This window comes from Ruegeria sp. AL7, from assembly GCF_056536105.1.
On the sequence record NZ_JBQFJF010000001.1, the window covers coordinates 3,241,794 to 3,257,408 of the forward strand.

Below are 15,615 nucleotides of genomic sequence, written 5' to 3' on the forward strand. Positions count from 1 at the left end.
GACAATTCCAATGAGAGACAATGACCATGGCTAAGTTGAGATGGGGCATGATCGGGGGTGGTGAAGGCAGCCAGATTGGTCCGGCACACCGCCTTGGGGCGCAGGCGGACGGGTTGTTCGAATTTGCTGCTGGCGCGCTGGATCACCGGCCCGACGTGGGCCGCGAATACGCGCAGCGATTGGGGGTTGCTGCCGATCGCGCCTATGGCGACTGGCAAGAGATGCTGGCGGGTGAAAAAGACCGAGAGGATCGGATTGATCTGGTAACCATCGCGACACCCAATTCGACCCATTTTGAGATTACCAAGGCCTATCTTGAGGCAGGTTTTAACGTGTTGTGTGAAAAGCCGATGACCATGACGGTGGAAGAGGGCGAAGAGATTGTGCGCGTGGCCGAAGCCTCGGGCAGGATCTGTGCGGTGAACTACTGTTACTCTGCCTATCCGATGGTGCGTCAGGCCCGCGCGATGGTGCGTGCAGGCGATATCGGCAAGGTACGTCTGGTGGTGACCAATTTCAGCCACGGTCATCATGGCGACGCCACAGATGCGGATAATCCGCGCGTGCGCTGGCGCTATGACCCAGCGATGGCCGGTGTTTCGGGGCAGTTTGCCGATTGCGGCATCCATGCGTTGCACATGGCCAGTTTCATCTGTGACGATCAGGTGAAAACCCTGTCTGCCGACATGGCCTCGACCATCGCCAGCCGTGAGTTGGAAGATGATGCAATGATCAACTTCCGGATGGAGGGCGGCACGGTTGGACGCCTGTGGACATCTTCGGTGGCGATCGGGCGGCAGCATGGCTTTGACATTCAGGTCTTTGGCGAAACCGGTGGGCTGCGCTGGGCATCCGAACAGCCCAACCAGTTGATCTATACTCCGGTCGGCGGGCGTACGCAGATCATCGAAAAGGGTGAGGGCGGTTTGCATGATGAAGTGCAGCGCCTGTCTCGGGTCGCTATCGCGCACCCCGAAGGGTTCCCGCTGGCCGTTGCCAATATCTATTGCGATCTGGCGGATGCAATCCGCGGGGAAAGGCGCGACGGTCTGCCCGGTGCGGCAGATGGGCTGCGGTCCATTGCGGCCGTTCACGCGGCTGTTGCGTCGGGCAAGGCCGATGGCGCGTGGCGGGATGCGCGGCCGCCGATGTTTCGCTGATCAGGGGCGGGGCCGCAATGTGCCCCGTTCGATCACGCGGCAGGGGAAAATGCGGGCCTCGGGATAGCGCTGAGGCTCTTTCAGCATCTCGACAACCAGATCGACGGATGAGGTGATGATCTGCTTGATCGGCTGGTGGATCGTTGTCAGGTTAACGCTTTCCCAGCGCGACATTTCCATGTCGTTCAGTCCGATAATTCCAATGTCCTGACCGGGTTTCAGCCCATGATCAGCCAGTGCGGACAATGCGCCTACAGACAGGATGTCATCGCCGCAGAAATACGCCTCGGACGGGATGTTGGCCAACAGGCGCAACATTTCGGCGCGGCCGGCCTCGAAGGAATAAGCCCCCGCGAAACAATGGCTTACTTCGATATCGGGATGATCTGCCAATTCTTCCATGAACCCGCGATACCGGTCGAGTGCCGAGGTTGCATCTTTGGGCCCGCCCAGATAGCCGACACGCCTGTATCCGCGCGCTAAAAGCTCGCGTGCGGCCATGCGCCCGCATTCGACGTTGTCGATTCCCACCACATGCACCTCGGGTGAGGTTGCCGAGCGCCCGAACGTGTGCACCACCGGTACGCCCGCATCGTGGAACGCCTTGGCAAAGCTGGGCGGCAGCGTCGAAGAGGCAACGATGGCCGCGTCAACCGAATACTGGCGCAGCATGCGGACCGAGTTTGCGGGCTCGGTCTCGTCCGTCAGGTTCACGATCAAAGGGCGTAGCCCGCGTTCCTGCAAGGCGCGGGTGAACTGATCGAACACCTCAAGGAAAATCGGGTTGTGAAAGTTGTTCGAAATCAACCCGATCAACTTGGTGCGCCCGGTGGTCAGGGACGAGGCGAGGGCGTTGGGACTGTAGCCAAGCTCTCGCGCGGCCTTTTCAACTTTGCTGCGTGTTTTTGCAGAGACCGAGGCGCCTTCGGTAAAGGTGCGCGACACCGCGGATCGCGATACACCAGCCAAGGCTGCGACGTCTTTCAGGGTCACGCTCACGCAGTGCGGCTCCGGTCGTTGATGGTCAGAGATATCAAGGTGTTTTGCATCAGAGATTCATTATGCACCATCGCAAAAGTCTTGCAACCGGTTGCAGGTCGCACTAGGCGGACGAGATCATCGGCGGCCACCTATGTTTATGAGCGAATGGCGGGAAAGGAAAGACCGGTACAGGCGACGGTTCTCGCAAGAAACACCAAGGATCGAACGCTACCGGTTACGCCCTTAGAACCTTAACGAAAGGCAGGACATTCCACCATCCAGCTTTGCGCAGTCGGTGTTGTCGATTTCTACGACCTCATACCCTTCGCGATCCAACATCTCAGCGGTGCGTGGGAAGCCGGCGGCCATCAGCACCAGATTGTTGAAGCGGATCGCATTGGCGGCAGCTTCCTCTCCGTCCGCAACATGCAGCACCCGGTAGCCCTCAAAACAGCCCGATGCATCCAGCCGTCGGGTCGACAGTATTGTCTCGGCGTCCATCAGCGAACAATCTGTCTTGAAGTGTAGGACGCCCTCGGGCGTGAAAACTTCGCGCAGTTTGTGCCCCCACTCCGAGGTGATTTTCGCCAGCTCGGCGACACCTTCCGCGTCAGTCCGGTCTGACCGGCCCACCAGAATTTCGCGACCGGTAACAAGGATATCTCCACCCTCGACATGGCCGGGTCCCTGAATTTCCAGAACCGTGTCGTAGCAGTCGCGAAGGGTCGGCGCCATTTCAGCCACTTCACCCATCCGCGAAGGTGCGCCGGGCCGCATCAATATCGCACCTTGCGGCAGGCAAAGGGCTGTATCCTCGACAAATTGCGCGTCGGGAAACGCGTTCAGGGGATCCAGTTCGATCACCTCTGCTCCGGTGCTTTTCAGTGCTGCCACATATGCCTTATGCGCCGTTGTCATCCCGTCGAAATCCGGGTTTCCGATATCTTCTGCACGCAACCCGCCTGCAATAGTCGGAGCCGGACGGCGGGTGATGGCGCGGGAAAACTCAAAGGTTGGGTCTGACATGTTTCAATCTTTCTGAGCTGCGAATTTCGGAGCGGTGACTTCGATCATTACCGGCCCGTTCTGGGCGGCAGTTTGGCGCAATGCCTGCGCGACAGCCTGCGGTTCAGCTGGAACCGAAGCGAATGGAATACCGTATGACTTGGCCGTCGCCGAAAAATCAGGAGGCGAGGGATCACATCCTATGACTGTCACGCCCGCATCCTGCATTGACGTGGCAATTTCCTGGTATCCGTGGTTGTTCCAGATCACGAAGGTGACCGGCAGGTCTTCGTCGACCGCGGCCATAATTTCAGGCAGAGAAAACTGCGCGCCCCCATCGCCCGCGATGCATATCACACGTGCCGTGGGATCGGCGACCGAAGCGCCGATGGCAGCGGGGATTCCATAGCCCAGCGCGCCGTACCCGGTTGCCGCGTTAAACCAGCCTCCGGCCCGGTCGTGATCGTAGAAAAGATTGCCGGCATAGATCGGTTGGGTGGAGTCTCCGACCATCAGGGTGTTGGGGACCGCAGAACGCATTGCGTTGAGGATTTCCACCTGTTTGCGATAGTCCGGACCAATTTCCGCCCAGGCGGCGTCACGTGTTTTGCTTGCACGTTCCGCGCCATCGCTTTGCTTTGGCTTGTGCGGCAAGGCGTCAACCAGCGCTGATACAGCCAAGTTGACGTCACCTTGAATGATGAGCGCTGCCTCATGTCGCGTCAGTTGCCCGCCACATTGATCAATCCGTATCAACCCTGACATTTTGGCAATTTGGCCGGTGGCATACATATCATAGTCGGTTGGGCCCAGCTCGGTTCCCAGTGCAAGGACGCAATCGGCGCTTTCTATCAAGCCGCGTACGGCGTTCAGGCTGGGGCTGGCCGGAACGGTCAGTGGATGCCTGTGCATCAGGCCGCGCGCGTTGACCGTTTGCACCACGGGCGCATCCAGAGCTTCGGCCAGAGCCTGCAATCCAGCCTCGGAACGTTTTGCGCCGCCGCCCGCCAGAATGACAACGTTCTTCGCTTTGGCCAGTTGCTGTGCGGCTTGTGTAATCAAAGCCGGGTCAATCGGAGAGGCTGAGACAAGCGGTTCGACCTGTGTTTCCTGATAATCAGCCGCTGCAATATCCAACGGAACTTCGATATGCACCGGTCCGGGTCGACCGTTGGTGAGGGTGTGGAACACGCGGTCCAAGGCCGGGTCCAGAGCGTTGGTGGCGGAAACCTGTTCGGACAACAACGCAACGGTCCTGGCCAGTCCCGACTGGTCTGGCAACTCATGCAGATGCCCTAAACCCCTGCCAAGCGACGCGGTTTTGTTGACCCCAGACACCACCAGCATTGGTATTGAATCCGCGCGGGCCTGCGCCATCGGCGTCAATGTATTGGTTAATCCGGGCCCGGTGATCACAAAGGCCACACCCGGTTTGCCTGACACGCGCGCATAGCCGTCGGCCATAAATCCTGCGCCCTGTTCGTGTCTGGGTGTAACGTGACGAATGCCCGAGCCTGCAAGCCCGCGGTAAAGCTCGACCGTATGAACGCCCGGAATTCCGAAGACGCAGGTCACATCCCTTTGGCGAAGCCTGGCAACCAATGCTTCGCCCACGGTCATTTCACTCATGCAACCTCGCGTGATTTTCTGTTGGCGTGATCGATTATGCGAGAGACCGCAGTGGCAAAGTCGGTGTCACTGATCGTCAGTGCGACCCGTACCCAGTCTTTCAAGCTGTCCCCAAAGGCGGAACCCGGCATGACAGCCACCCCGGTCTGCAACAGGTCCCAGGCATAGGCTTCGCCGTCCAACCCGGTGGCGGAGACGTTGATCATGGCGAACATTCCCGCCTGAGGCCGGTGAACGGTCAGATCCGTTTCTGCTTCGAGGCGATCAGCCAAAAGCGTAGCGCGCGCTGAAAAACGGGCGGCCATGCCGGAGGCAACCTCGGACCCGTCTCGGATCGCTTTTTCGGTCATATCGGCGATGAAGGGCTGATTGCCGAAAAGCATGGTCTCGGAATAGGGCAGCAGCGCTTCGCAAAACGCGGCTGGCCCGACACACCAGCCACTGCGGAACCCCGGCGCGGCATGTGATTTCGAGATGGATGATACGCCTATGACACGATCCGCCAGTTCCGGGTCTGCCAGTGGCGACACAAATCTGGCCCCGTCAAAGATCAGTTCTTCATAGACCTCGTCCGAGATAATCCACAAATCATGCGCAATCGCGAGCTGTCCGATCTCGGTTAACTCCTCGGCGGTCAGGATCGCGCCCGTTGGGTTGTGTGGCGTTGTCAGAAGAACGGCGCGGCTGCGCGGTGTTACGCGTGCGGCGATATCTTTGGCCTGCATGCGAAACCCGTGTTCCGGGCGCAGAGGTACGGGCACCATTTCCGCCCCGGAAGCACGCACGACCCCTTCGTAGGTTGCATACATCGGATCACCGACCAGAACTTCGTCACCGGCCTCGGCAACGCCGGCCATGGCAGCGAACAGTGCGGTCTGCGTTCCGGGAAAGCACAGAAAATTCTCGGGCCCGAAAACACGTCCGCGGGAAGCCGAGTAACGGGCGGAAAGCGCGTCAAGCAAGCCAGCTTCGCCACGGCCATTGGAGTAGCCCGTTCGCTGGGCCCGCAGTGAGGTTACGGTGGCTTCGACCAGCGCGTCCGACACCGGCACGTCCGGTTCACCTATCGTCATTTCGACGATGTCCGCTCCGGCCTTGATAAGGTCGCGCGCTTTCAGATGTACGCCCCATTTGGCGCCACCCAAGCCCGCTAACCGTTCTGTCACAGATGTGGTCTTCATGGTTGTTCCACCTCTTTGATCAATGGGATACCGACGATAGCACTGACGGAATCTAATCCGATCTGCGCCAATTGACCTTCGGAAAATTCATCTGGAAGCGCACCGCCTTCCAGCCAAAGACCATCGATAACCGCGTTGCAGGCAATGGCCAGTTGCACGGCTTGCGGCGTGGTGACTGGACGTCCGGTTTCTTGCAATGCGGCGACGATCAGCTTTTCAAGCTGATCCCGGAAATAGTTATAGGTTTGCTGGTGGATGCGTTGCATTTTCGGATCACGCTGCACCTTGTTCAGGAAGCCGGCCCACAAGGCCACAGCGCTTGGATCAACGATTGGCGGTCGCAGCGACGCATCAACGAAGTTGGTCAACTGAGATACTGCGCTGCCTTTCCCTGACGACGCAGCTGTCTGATCGGTCAGCGTATTCATGTGATGTTCGTACGCAGCCTGAACCAGTTCCTCCTTGGATGAGAAATAGTGCCGGATCAGCCCTTGGGTCACGTTCGCGCGGGCCGCGATCTGACGCACAGTGGCACCCCGAACGCCCATCTCGGCAATCAGGTCCAAAGTCGCCAGGATCAGCGCCTCGCGCCGAAACTCGGCAGATTCACGTGTAAATTTACGGCTGTCGTCCTGCACGTCCGGGCCATCCATGGTACGGAATTATTATACACTTGCATAATTGCGAGATTCGAGGCTTACTGCAAGCTGAAATCAGAAGATTCTTGGATATGGACACAGCCAAAGCAGCAACACCCGCACGCGAAGCAACCACGTCTGAAGAGGCGATAAGGGTTGAGGACCTGCACAAGTCTTTCGGCACGCTGGAGGTTTTGAAAGGTGTCTCGCTGACAGCGAACAAGGGCGATGTCGTTGCCATCATTGGGGGTTCAGGCTCGGGCAAATCCACCATGCTGCGCTGTATCAACTTTCTGGAAACACCAAGCTCGGGAAAGATCACCATCGGCGGTGAGCTGGTTGAAATGCATGCCGACGGCAGCCCCTCGAACCGCCGCCAGATAGAACGTATCCGTACGCGGCTTGCGATGGTTTTCCAGCAGTTCAACCTGTGGACACATCGAACGCTTCTGGAAAACGTGATCGAGGTACCGGTACATGTCCTTAAGGTACCAAAGGCCGAAGCTGTCGCGCGGGCGCATGACCTGCTGAAAAGGGTGGGGCTTGGTGACAAGGCCGACACCTATCCGGCCTATCTTTCAGGCGGTCAGCAACAGCGCGCCGCCATCGCACGCGCGCTTGCGGTGGATCCTTCGGTGATGCTTTTCGATGAGCCAACTTCAGCGCTTGACCCAGAGCTTGTCGGCGAGGTTCTGACCGTGATCCGGGATCTTGCAGCGGAAGGGCGCACCATGCTGCTTGTGACCCATGAAATGAAATTTGCGCGCGAAGTCGCGAACCATGTCGTCTATCTTTTCGAGGGCCGCATTGAAGAGCAGGGTCCACCTGCCGAGGTCTTCGGAAATCCAAAATCAGAACGATTGAAGCAGTTCCTCAGCTCGGTCGCCTGATCCACTACAAAAAACAACAAAATAAACCTAAAGGGAGTAACAAAATGAACGTCAAGAAACTGCTCGCGTCCGGTCTTGCCGCCGCTGTCCTTTCGGCTGGTGTTGCCAGTGCAGAAGAGGTCAAGATCGGCATCGCGGCCGAGCCTTATCCGCCCTTCGCGTCGCTGGACAGTTCAGGCAACTGGGTTGGTTGGGAGATCGACGTCATCAATGCAGTTTGCGCCGCTGCGGAACTTGACTGTGTTATCACGCCGGTGGCCTGGGACGGTATCATCCCTTCGCTGACGGGGCAGCAGATCGACGCCATCATGGCCTCGATGTCGATCACCGAGGAACGGTTGAAAACCATTGATTTCAGCGATCCTTATTACAACACACCTGCGGTTATCGTTGCCGATAAATCGATGGATATCGAAGCAACCCCGGAATCGCTGGCGGGTAAAGTCATTGGCATTCAGGCTTCGACGATCCACCAAGCCTATGCGCAGGAATACTTCAAGGATTCCGAACTGCGCGTCTATCAAACTCAGGATGAGGCCAATCAGGACCTGTTTGCGGGTCGGATCGACGCCACACAAGCTGACAGCATTGCGATGGCCGATTTTGTGAATTCGGATGCCGGTGCTTGCTGCGAAATAAAAGGTGCCGTGAAGGACGATCCCGCCATTTTGGGGCGTGGTGTCGGTGCGGGCGTTCGTAAAGGGCAGGATGACCTGCTTGCGGCGTTGAACAAGGGCATCGCGGCAATTCTTGCCGATGGCACGCATGAGAAGATCACGTCGAACTATTTCTCGACCAGCATCTACTAAGCCGTTGCCGTGACCGGATTTCTGGAATCACTTGGTTTGGCGCAGAGCGCAGAGCTTCTGTCGCTCTCGCCGCCGGGGTGGGGGGCCAATCTGCTACGCGGATTGTCCCACTCCTTGCAGATCGCTTTTGGCGCATATGCGCTGGGCCTCGTGATCGGATTGTTCGGAGCGTATGGCAAACTTTACGGCGGGAAGGTCACGCGCGACCTTCTTGCCATTTATACGACCGTGATCCGGGCCGTGCCGGAACTGGTCCTGATCCTGATCCTGTATTACGTGGGATCCGATATTATCAACAAAATATCTGCTGCCATGGGTGGTGGCCGCGTCGAGATCAACGGCGTTGCCGCAGGCATTTGGGTGCTGGGCGTCGTTCAGGGCGCGTATGCGACCGAGATTCTGCGCGGTGCCATTCAGGCGGTTCCGCCCGGTCAGATCGAAGCGGCGAAATCCTACGGGATGCCGGCCTTCATGACCATGCGGCGCGTCACAATCCCCGCCATGATGAGCTTTGCGGTACCGGGTCTGGCCAACTTGTGGCTGATTGCAACCAAAGACACCGCATTGCTGGCCGTTGTCGGCTTTAACGAGCTGACGCTGGAAACGCGCCAGGCGGCCAGCAGCACGCGGGCCTACTTCACCTTTTTCCTAGCGGCGGGCTTCCTTTATCTGATGGTTACGCTGTTTTCGGGTGGAATCTTTGCGCGGATTGAGAAATGGGCCCGTCGCGGCCAACCCGCTCTGAACGGAGGCAGCAGATGATCGACCTCAGATCTCTGATGCAACCTCATCGTATCGTGATGATGCTGATCTTTGCCGGGATCGCGGTTTGGTGCGCGATGACATTGCGGTGGGATTGGATACCCAATTATGCGCCTCTTGCATTGAAGGGTATCTGGACCACGCTTTGGTTGCTGGTTGTCACGATCGTTCTTGGATTTTTACTGGCTGTACCCCTTGGATTAGCGCAGGCCGTTGGGCCATGGTATCTTGCGGCACCCTCAAAGGCGTTCTGTACCATCATTCGCGGCACACCGCTGCTTTTGCAGCTTTGGTTGTTGTATTATGGCCTCGGCTCTCTGTTTCCGCAGTTTCCATGGATACGATCGTCTGAACTTTGGCCGTACCTGCGTCAGGCTTGGCCCTATGCGGTGCTGGCGTTGACACTTTCTTATGCGGGTTATGAAGGCGAGGTCATGCGCGGAGCCTTCAAGGGCGTTGCCAAAGGACAGCTGGAGGCGGCCAAGGCTTTTGGTATGCCAAGGCTGACGATGTTTCGCCGCATCTGGTTACCGCAGGCAATCCGCAATGTTCTGCCGACTTTGGGCGGTGAAACTATCCTGCAATTAAAGGCAACACCGCTGGTCGCCACAATAACCGTGGTTGATATCTATGCCGTGTCGTCCCGTGTGCGTGCCGATACGTTTATCGTCTACGAACCGCTTATCCTGTTGGCTGTATTCTACATTCTCGTAGCGGGCGTAATTGCTTTGGTGTTCCACTGGCTCGAGGTGAAGGTTCTGGGAACCGGACGCCGCAATGGGCTTGTCGGATAGTTTCGGCCAGTAGTCGAAAGAAACTTGCCCCGCGAATTCCGAGGCGGTTATTCGATGAATTGTTCTTAGCGACCCAGATTGCAGGCTTAAGCGTAAAACAGGTGTTTGAAGCGGGATCAGGGACGTCGGTTCGGTCGCGCCCCGCAAGTTCAACGCTCTAAGGATACAGCATCTAGGGTAGCTGCACGACAAGAGGGCATGAGTGCCAGCGCGGCCATAGGTGAGAGGAACCGCTTGGCGCGATAGCCGAACAGCGAGAAAAATTGAGTGGTGCTAAGACAGCGGTCCCAACATCAATGCAGTTCGGGAATTGCCACTCTGGTTGTCTTACGTTGGTAGAATATTGTGGTTCATCCTGAACAAGTTGGTGGGATCGTACTTTCCTTTGATCTTGGACAGCTTTTCGCCGTTCACTCCATAAGCGCCTTTCATGTGATCGGATTGGTCTTCAGGCATGAAGTTCACATAGGCACTGCCTGTTGAGTACGGTTTCATCTGTTCGTACAGCTGGCGTGCCCAACCGATGCAGGTGTCATCCTTGTCAGGGTCTTCCCATCGCGTGTGGACATTCATGATGAAATGCGCAGATCTTTGTGGGTAGGCGGTAGAAGCGGGCTCAACGCGGGCCATCGCGCCACCGACATGAGCAATGAATACCTCGCAGGCGGGATCAGGAAGAGTGGAAATCGCGTCCAGCAGGTCCGTGATGGCGGCCGGGGGCAGCGTGTTGAAGTCATGACTTTTCCAATAGTTGCGGACGCCCGGCGACAACAGAGGATCAAAAGCCGCCTGCCAGTCCACGAATCTGTGCGGTGAAATGACATCCACAATCGGCTCACCCAGCGCGCGCAAGGCCGACATCGCTTTTTCACCTTCATCCATCGGGCCGCTATAGCACGCTGCGAAAATCAGCACTTCGCGCCCGTGCCACTCTTCCGGCAGGAACGGGAGCGGCGGCGCCTTTCGCATCACGCTCCAGACGGTGAGCTCATCGGGGGACGTGTCCGCAATGGCCACAAATTCGGAAAGCAGTTCTGGTGCCTTTTCGATCGGGTGCACGATCAGGCCGGACAGGATATCGGGCCCAAGATCATGCAACTGGAATTCGAATGAGGTGACGACACCAAAGTTTCCGCCACCACCACGAATGGCCCAGAAAAGTTCCGGGTGGCTCGTGGATGATGCGGTGACAATCGTGCCATCCGCTGTGACAACTTCTGCCGACAGAAGGTTGTCGATTGTCATGCCGAATTTCCGGGTCGTCCAGCCGAAACCGCCGCCCAGGGTCAGCCCGGCGATGCCGGTGGTCGAATTTATGCCTGTGGGGACGACAAGACCATGGGCCTGTGTTTCGCGATCAACGTCTCCAAGCAACGCACCGGGTGCAACGCGGACAGTTTTGCGGGCAGAGTCCACGTGAACCGAACGCATCTGGGACAGGTCCAGCATGACGGCCTTGTCCGCGACGGCGTGCCCTGCAATCTGGTGCCCACCTGATCGAACGGTCATCATGAGGCCTGCTTGTCGGACGAAGTTTATTGCCTTCTGGACGTCGCTCGCCCCCATCGCACGGATCACGAAGGCGGGGAAACGCTCGAACATGCTGTTCCAGGTAATCCTGGCTTCTTCGTATTCCGGGGTTCCCGGCAGGTAGACCCCGCCGCGCAGTGAGGCATCAAGCGCGTCCAAATCGCCTTGATCCACAGTTGCGATATGTCCGTCGAGTGCTTTCAGGTCAAACATGCTTAGGCCTCCCTTGTTTCAGGAAAGGTTTCGCGCACGGCTGCCTCGTGAGTTTGTTATTGCCCTGGGAAGGGGATATTTGGTTGTGGGAGAAAGCTGGTCGTCAGGCAAATATTCCCGGATCGATCCGATCTACCGGCGTGATGACATCGGCTGGAATGTTCAGACGTTCGGCCGCTTTTCGCAGGCTTTCTTCATCCGGGGCTTCGTAAAGGCAGTATGTTTTGCGCTTATCTGCGCTGAGGAAGGAAAAGATCCATTCAATGCCGACTTCGTCGTTGATTTCTTTGATGTGAATTTTGTCGTTGTCGCTGATATTCAGCTGCTCGGCAAAATTCCGTTCAATGATGTATCGTGGCATTATGCCCCCCAAGCATTTTCCGGGCCTTAACTGGCTACCCCTTCGAGCTTTGACTTAAGGGAAACCATACTCAATTTCTGTGATATTGCCAACGCTTCCCCTTCCAGTTGAAACGCCAGTTCCAAATCGCTGGGGCGGCCCTGTTGTCTGAGTGCGGATGCATACGCTGCCTTGCAATGCGCAATCCATGGCGGGCAATTCATCCTCGTGTCAATCTCGATGGCTTTCCGGAACATCTTCCCGGCAATTTCCCAGTCTTTCAGCACCGTTGCCAGGTTCCCCAAGCGTCGGGCTGCGGCACCTGTGCAGACTGTGGTTGCCCCTGCGGTGATCGTCAGGTCCTCGTAGGGTTGCAGCATACCGTAAAGCGTCTGGGCATGATCCGGATGCCCGACTGCCACGCAGATGTCGGCAAGATAGGACAGTGTTGTTGAATACATGGCATCTGGCGGCAGGTCGAAGCCGTTTTCCGCCATTTCATTCAGTATTTTTCCGGCTGGTTCCGTGTACCCCAGTTCGGCTGCGATAAGGCCAAAACCCGGCTTCCACGAGATGTCTTCGGGGCTGTCGGTCATCAGTTTCTTGATCACAGGCGCGACCTCGTGCAGGCGGTTCTGCTCGCGGCGGATGGTGAACATCTGAACGCCGAAAACGCCCTCGACATGTTCGCCGTGCGTTTTTCGGCCGATCTTGACTGCTTCGGTGGCGTGCTTTTCAGCCTGAACAAAGTCGCCGTCCATGATTGCAACCATGGCGCGTGCGTGTTTCTGAACCCAATAGAGTTGCAGATGATTGTCCTTTTCGGAAATCGCTGTCAGCAACTCGAGCGAGTTGTCCATCAGGTCACGGTCGGCCATTTCAGCACCGACAAACAGGCTGAGCGTCCGGTCGCGGCCCTGATCAATGGTGCCAAGCTTTTCTGCGACCCGATGCATGGCATCCAGGTTATCACGCCAATGGCGCGCCTCTCGCCCGTTGCGCGCGATGAATGGCGCCCCAAAATGCATCATCATTACCGAAAACTGGGATTTATGATCCCCAAGCTTTGCTGCCAGTTCCATGGATTGCTGACCAAAGCGGGTGCCTTCGGAAAACTGGCCGACAAACATATACGCCCGTGCTAGTTGGCTCATCAACCGGCACCGCCTGACTTCGTCACTGTCAGACAGGTCTTTCAGCGCCTTTTCACAAAGGTCAATGGCTTCGTGATGTCGCTTGCTTGTCATCATGCACGAGTCAGCAAAATGATTGGCTGCATCGGCTGACAACTGCACATCGTGGAGTTTCCGTGCAGCGTTAGATGCAGTTTTCAGAACCGCCATCGCCTCGGACAACTGACCCTGGCTGTCATGGCTGCGGCCAACCAGGATCATGCCCCTGACCATTTCCGGGCTGGTTTCCGAGTTCAGCCGCTTAGCCGCTTTGAGCGTCTCCTGGGCATTGGTCATCGCTTCCTGGCTGGCTGACCGGGCCAATGCCATTTCAGCCGCAGCTTCCCATTTGTCGAATGCGGCGCGCCAATCTTCTGCTTCTGACAGATGGCGGGCCACCAGTTCGGGGCGGCGTTCGATTTCAGCTGATCGCATTGCGATCAGTGCACGGGCAACGTTTGAATGTTGCTGCCTGCGGGTAGAGCTCAGCATGGATTGATATGCCGTATCGCGGATAAGGGCATGGCGGAACACAAAATGCCCGCGGTTGTTTCCGCTTTCAAAGATCAGTCCCGTTCGCGACAGTTCTTCGAGACGAAGATTGATATCCGCGCGTTCCAGCCCCATCGCGGCCCTCAACAAATCTGGTTCAAATTCCCGCCCAATGACTGACCCCGTCAACGCGACCTGTTTGGCCTCGGGCGAAACTGCATCAAGCCGCGCCATCAAGGCACCCTTCAGCGAGGATGGTATGTGGACTTGTCCCTGCTCATCAGCATTCACGATCGCCTGGGTCAATTCTTCGACAAACAGGGGCACACCGTCCGTTTTTTCGATGATTGTCGCGATCAAGGCATCGTCCGGGTCCTTGCCGGTGATATTGCGGACCAGATCCGAGACATCAGCAGAACCGAACCGGCGCAACAGGAGTGTTTGAACATGCGTGTCCCCGTCATCGCGGGCCAGGTCCCACCCAGGTCTGTGGGTCATCAAGATCATCAGGGGAAGATCGGTGCAAATCGCCTTGAACCGCTCCAGCAGGGCTTGCGTCGAGGGATCGATCCAATGTGCATCCTCAACACACAGAATAACCGGGCGCACGCCGGCCCGGACCTGCACCGTATGGATAAGGGTTTGGATCGTTATGTCGCGTTGCTCCTGCGGCGACATCTCGAGAACTTCACGAGCCAGCGCGCTGCGCGGCGCAACCAGCGCTGCAAAGACAGGCAGAACCTGTTCCCAGTCCAGACCTTCCCGGCCTTCCAGCAGCTTCCTGACATGTTCCAGAATTTGATTGTCGTCAAAATCCGGTTCAACGCCCGCATCCTGTGAAATTCGCTGGGTGACCGGATGAAAGGGGCTGCTGGTCAGATAGGGCGAGCAGTTCAGCCTTATCACATCGGCTTGTCCGGTTGCTGTAACGTCCGCAAGAAACCCCTCAGTCAGGCGCGACTTTCCAATCCCCGCCTCCCCCGACAGCAGAACGACCTCACCATGACCGTTTTGGGCACGTTGCCACGATTGCAACAGGATACCCTTTTCGTAGTCCCGGCCAATCATGGTGCTGCCAGCGTCATCCTTGTATGACGCGCGAAACCGGCTTTCCGCGCTGCGTTCCGATACGACCTTCAACAAGGTCCGAGGGTCTTTGAAACCCTTCAACTGAGTTGATCCAAGGGTCTCGAACTCGAATATCCGGTGCAAGGCGGCTTCGGTTTCTTCTGCAGACAAAACCACCGAGTTTGGCAGGGCGCGTTCCTGTATCCGCGCCGCCAGATTGACCGCCGGCCCGGTCATGGCACCTTCTTCGTACGAGTTTTCGCCGATCGTGTCACCGACCACGACATCGCCGCTGGCAATACCCAGTCTGGCTGACAAACGCTCACCGTCAGGGGCGTTGAGCTCTTCAACCCGACGGACGCACTCAAGCCCCGCCTTTATCGCGCGAATGGCGTGATCTTCGTAGGCTGTTGGCCAGCCGAAAAACACAAGAAGACCGTCGCCAAGATATTTCGCGACATAGCCACCATACCTGCTCACTGCCCCCGCGACGGTATCCTGATAGTTCTGTAGCAGATCCCGCATGTCTTCGGGATCAAATCGGTTGGTCAACTCCGTCGAGCCGACCAGATCAGCGAACAAGACTGTCAGATGACGCCGCTCAGCCGCAGGTGCGATGGGCTTTTTTGCTGGTGCAGCTTCGCCATGCACATCATCAAGGGCGGATGGCTGAGTTTTCTCGCTGGTTGGCTCCCCTGCGGCTGGCGCTGATGAAGACAGGCGCCCAGAGCCAACCAAATCCTGAACCGCCGCAAGGATGATCTTTCGGTGACCAAGGCTTACCCCAAGCTCTTTCAGGTCGTCGCCTGTCAGCAATGGCAAAACCCGCGCATCAATGTCGTTTTCCGCAAAGGCACTTGCGTACTGACCCAATCCGAGGTCGTTTAGCCACGTGTCCATTTCAACCGACATATCCGGATCATGCTGAGATACGTGTCACTAATCAAGAAA

General features: G+C 57.4%; 13 protein-coding genes. 5 read left to right on the forward strand and 8 right to left on the reverse strand.

Features of this window, described 5'->3' with window-relative positions:
* Nucleotides 1–26 precede the first annotated feature (26 nt).
* Nucleotides 27–1,160 carry a Gfo/Idh/MocA family protein gene (locus ACR3E2_RS16280; RefSeq protein WP_480483311.1) on the forward strand — a complete coding sequence of 378 codons (1,134 nt, stop codon included), beginning with the start codon at nt 27–29 and terminating at the stop codon, nt 1,158–1,160.
* Here ACR3E2_RS16280 and ACR3E2_RS16285 read toward each other — a convergent pair whose 3' ends face one another.
* The 5 genes from ACR3E2_RS16285 to ACR3E2_RS16305 all read right to left on the reverse strand — a co-directional run bounded on the left by ACR3E2_RS16285 (nt 1,161) and on the right by ACR3E2_RS16305 (nt 6,609).
* Nucleotides 1,161–2,159, reverse strand: coding sequence for a LacI family DNA-binding transcriptional regulator (locus ACR3E2_RS16285; protein ID WP_480483313.1), 999 nt, complete (start codon nt 2,157–2,159; stop codon nt 1,161–1,163). It lies immediately after the preceding gene.
* Between the two features lie 225 nt (nt 2,160–2,384).
* On the reverse strand, nt 2,385–3,167 hold the full coding sequence (locus tag ACR3E2_RS16290; protein ID WP_480483315.1) for a dimethylarginine dimethylaminohydrolase family protein: 783 nt from the start codon (nt 3,165–3,167) through the stop codon (nt 2,385–2,387).
* 3 nt (nt 3,168–3,170) lie between these two features.
* Nucleotides 3,171–4,775 carry a 5-guanidino-2-oxopentanoate decarboxylase gene (locus tag ACR3E2_RS16295; RefSeq protein ID WP_480483317.1) on the reverse strand — a complete coding sequence of 535 codons (1,605 nt, stop codon included), beginning with the start codon at nt 4,773–4,775 and terminating at the stop codon, nt 3,171–3,173.
* Entirely contained in the window at nt 4,772–5,956 is a 1,185-nt protein-coding gene (locus ACR3E2_RS16300) for a pyridoxal phosphate-dependent aminotransferase (RefSeq protein ID WP_480483319.1), read from the reverse strand. Before ACR3E2_RS16300 ends, ACR3E2_RS16295 begins: the two co-directional genes overlap by 4 nt.
* Nucleotides 5,953–6,609: a TetR/AcrR family transcriptional regulator gene (locus ACR3E2_RS16305; protein ID WP_480475304.1), complete on the reverse strand. Its 657-nt coding sequence runs from the start codon at nt 6,607–6,609 to the stop codon at nt 5,953–5,955. The genes ACR3E2_RS16300 and ACR3E2_RS16305 overlap by 4 nt, the downstream gene beginning before the upstream one ends.
* A gap of 77 nt (nt 6,610–6,686) precedes the next feature.
* Between ACR3E2_RS16305 and ACR3E2_RS16310 the strand changes: the two genes are divergently transcribed.
* Genes ACR3E2_RS16310 through ACR3E2_RS16325 form a run of 4 tightly spaced genes read left to right on the forward strand, consistent with a single transcriptional unit; the run spans nt 6,687 to nt 9,849 of the window.
* The gene (locus tag ACR3E2_RS16310) at nt 6,687–7,484 is read left to right on the forward strand and encodes an ABC transporter ATP-binding protein (RefSeq protein ID WP_480483321.1); all 798 of its coding nucleotides are present in this window, start codon (nt 6,687–6,689) and stop codon (nt 7,482–7,484) included.
* Between the two features lie 44 nt (nt 7,485–7,528).
* Nucleotides 7,529–8,293 carry a transporter substrate-binding domain-containing protein gene (locus ACR3E2_RS16315; RefSeq protein ID WP_480475308.1) on the forward strand — a complete coding sequence of 255 codons (765 nt, stop codon included), beginning with the start codon at nt 7,529–7,531 and terminating at the stop codon, nt 8,291–8,293.
* Between the two features lie 9 nt (nt 8,294–8,302).
* Entirely contained in the window at nt 8,303–9,055 is a 753-nt protein-coding gene (locus ACR3E2_RS16320) for an ABC transporter permease (RefSeq protein WP_480475310.1), read from the forward strand.
* Nucleotides 9,052–9,849 carry an ABC transporter permease gene (locus ACR3E2_RS16325; RefSeq protein WP_480483323.1) on the forward strand — a complete coding sequence of 266 codons (798 nt, stop codon included), beginning with the start codon at nt 9,052–9,054 and terminating at the stop codon, nt 9,847–9,849. The genes ACR3E2_RS16320 and ACR3E2_RS16325 overlap by 4 nt, the downstream gene beginning before the upstream one ends.
* Nucleotides 9,850–10,176: 327 nt before the next feature.
* Here ACR3E2_RS16325 and ACR3E2_RS16330 read toward each other — a convergent pair whose 3' ends face one another.
* From ACR3E2_RS16330 to ACR3E2_RS16340, 3 genes are all read right to left on the reverse strand, one after another.
* Nucleotides 10,177–11,592 (reverse strand): FAD-binding oxidoreductase, encoded by a 1,416-nt coding sequence (locus tag ACR3E2_RS16330; RefSeq protein WP_480483325.1) that lies wholly within the window; start codon nt 11,590–11,592, stop codon nt 10,177–10,179.
* Nucleotides 11,593–11,695: 103 nt separating this feature from the next.
* A complete protein-coding gene (locus ACR3E2_RS16335; protein WP_209504668.1) occupies nt 11,696–11,953 on the reverse strand; it encodes a DUF4242 domain-containing protein in 258 nt (85 codons plus the stop codon).
* Between the two features lie 26 nt (nt 11,954–11,979).
* The gene (locus ACR3E2_RS16340) at nt 11,980–15,576 is read right to left on the reverse strand and encodes an adenylate/guanylate cyclase domain-containing protein (RefSeq protein ID WP_480483327.1); all 3,597 of its coding nucleotides are present in this window, start codon (nt 15,574–15,576) and stop codon (nt 11,980–11,982) included.
* Nucleotides 15,577–15,615: the final 39 nt, after the last annotated feature.

What these genes read in the sequence shown, in the direction of transcription:
- ACR3E2_RS16310 (WP_480483321.1), top strand. Translation starts at nt 6,687, where the DNA reads ATGGACACAGCCAAAGCAGCAACACCCGCACGCGAAGCAACCACGTCT.
- ACR3E2_RS16300 (WP_480483319.1), bottom strand. Translation starts at nt 5,956, where the DNA reads ATGAAGACCACATCTGTGACAGAACGGTTAGCGGGCTTGGGTGGCGCC.
- ACR3E2_RS16280 (WP_480483311.1), top strand. Translation starts at nt 27, where the DNA reads ATGGCTAAGTTGAGATGGGGCATGATCGGGGGTGGTGAAGGCAGCCAG.
- ACR3E2_RS16305 (WP_480475304.1), bottom strand. Translation starts at nt 6,609, where the DNA reads ATGGATGGCCCGGACGTGCAGGACGACAGCCGTAAATTTACACGTGAA.
- ACR3E2_RS16290 (WP_480483315.1), bottom strand. Translation starts at nt 3,167, where the DNA reads ATGTCAGACCCAACCTTTGAGTTTTCCCGCGCCATCACCCGCCGTCCG.
- ACR3E2_RS16335 (WP_209504668.1), bottom strand. Translation starts at nt 11,953, where the DNA reads ATGCCACGATACATCATTGAACGGAATTTTGCCGAGCAGCTGAATATC.
- ACR3E2_RS16315 (WP_480475308.1), top strand. Translation starts at nt 7,529, where the DNA reads ATGAACGTCAAGAAACTGCTCGCGTCCGGTCTTGCCGCCGCTGTCCTT.
- ACR3E2_RS16325 (WP_480483323.1), top strand. Translation starts at nt 9,052, where the DNA reads ATGATCGACCTCAGATCTCTGATGCAACCTCATCGTATCGTGATGATG.
- ACR3E2_RS16295 (WP_480483317.1), bottom strand. Translation starts at nt 4,775, where the DNA reads ATGAGTGAAATGACCGTGGGCGAAGCATTGGTTGCCAGGCTTCGCCAA.
- ACR3E2_RS16330 (WP_480483325.1), bottom strand. Translation starts at nt 11,592, where the DNA reads ATGTTTGACCTGAAAGCACTCGACGGACATATCGCAACTGTGGATCAA.
- ACR3E2_RS16340 (WP_480483327.1), bottom strand. Translation starts at nt 15,576, where the DNA reads ATGTCGGTTGAAATGGACACGTGGCTAAACGACCTCGGATTGGGTCAG.